The sequence below is a fragment of the Echinicola sediminis genome (genome assembly GCF_054777495.1).
Genome location: NZ_BAAHAP010000220.1, coordinates 1 through 1,603 on the forward strand (window position 1 = coordinate 1; position 1,603 = coordinate 1,603).

Annotated in this window: 2 protein-coding genes; both read left to right on the plus strand. The window is 35.7% G+C overall.

Features of this window, described 5'->3' with window-relative positions:
• Positions 1-558 (plus strand): hypothetical protein (locus tag ACYVAA_RS22835; protein ID WP_460546378.1); only part of this gene is annotated, 558 nt, incomplete at its 5' end.
• 132 nt (positions 559-690) lie between these two features.
• The gene (locus ACYVAA_RS22840; protein WP_460546380.1) at positions 691-1,281 is read left to right on the plus strand and encodes a hypothetical protein; all 591 of its coding nucleotides are present in this window, start codon (positions 691-693) and stop codon (positions 1,279-1,281) included.
• Positions 1,282-1,603: the final 322 nt, after the last annotated feature.

The window sequence follows — 1,603 nt, forward strand, 5'->3', positions numbered from 1 at the left end:
TGGGGAATTTTTAATCACAAGTTCTTTTCATTATTCAATCAAAAGAAAGAAGATATTCAGGACAGTAAAGAATATCCCGATGTAGTATATACAGAAATTCAAAGGTTTGATATTCAGTTTTCAAACTTTTCAAAGTATTTCATATCTACAACAAACGACTGTAATGTACTTATTAATTGTCTTAAAGAAGGGCTTGAAAGTATTGGAAAGCAAACTGCGATTATGGAATTCCAAAACTCAAGTAATTTGAGGATTGCGAAAGCTGATGACTTAGAACTCTACGAATTTCAATATCTTATACAATGGATGGACAATGAATTAAGAAACACAAAAAATTATGGGTTTGCTTTAAATTCCCATTTTTCCTTTTTCGGCATGTCGGATAAAAAAACCTTAAATAACATCATTGGAAAAACTTCATCGGGAGAAGTTTTTGCCTTCAACTTGGTAAATGGACAGAGAGACTATTTATCACACATTGAAAAGATGAATTTTAAATCAAAATATGGTACAAAATTCTTTCTAGAACTAATAAAAAATGCTGGTAACACCACCTAAGAGCAAGCGGGCGGTAAATGCTAATTGATAGCAGTTACCTTTTATAAACTTTGGTCGTAGAGGACAGTTAATCGGATTTAAATGCCCACCTGCTCTTAGACTTGGCCGTTGGTAGCCATTTGAAAAACAAACATGTTCAACTTTCTGAAATCAAATAAAAAGTACGAGCCACTCGACAAAGAACTGAGAAAGTACTTCGAGAACAATTTTCTATGGTTAATGCAGGAATTCCCTGAACCAAGAATTGAAGACCGTAGAATTCTGACACCTACAACATCAGACTTTCCAATAAAATGGAATAAAAGTCGAGAAAATGCAACTGAAGCTCTGAAAGTTATTTGTAGTAATATGCAACTTGACCCAAATGAAATAGAGCTTGATTTCTATGACAACGGACTAAAAGAAATTGACATGGGAACATCTGTGATTTTCATGGAATCAGACCCAGACAATCCAGAAGCTGCAGGACTATATCATCACGAAAAAGTTGATGGCAAATACAGCATTTCACTTGACGAAGCATTATTAGAAAGACCTGATAGTTTAATTGCAACAATTGCTCATGAACTATCTCATATAAAGTTGCTTGGCCAAAAAAACTTGAGCAAAACGATGAAATGCTCACTGACTTTACAACAGTATTTTTCGGACTTGGAATTTTCAATGCAAACTGTGCTTTTCAGTTTTATAATCAGACTGACCGTTGGGGACACAGTAACTTAGGGTATTTAAAAATTGACGAATGGTCTTATGCCTTGGCTTTGGTCGCATTTATAAGACATGAAGACGAACCCGAATGGAAGCAGTTTCTAAGCAAGACTATTAAAAGCGACTTTGAGAAGTGTCTGAGATATATGGTTGACAACGAAGAAGAAATCTTCAAATTTGACGATGAAAAAGAATAAAAAAAACGGCTACCAATAACTAAGCATTCGTGTGGCCGGAACGGCCGAACATGAATGCAGTGTTGAACGGTTGGTGCTGGGAAAGGGGTCATTATGGGGAAAGCTTTTTCCCCTTTTGTGTTTTTGGAGGACTGGGGCCA

What these genes read in the sequence shown, in the direction of transcription:
- ACYVAA_RS22840 (WP_460546380.1), top strand. Translation starts at nt 691, where the DNA reads ATGTTCAACTTTCTGAAATCAAATAAAAAGTACGAGCCACTCGACAAA.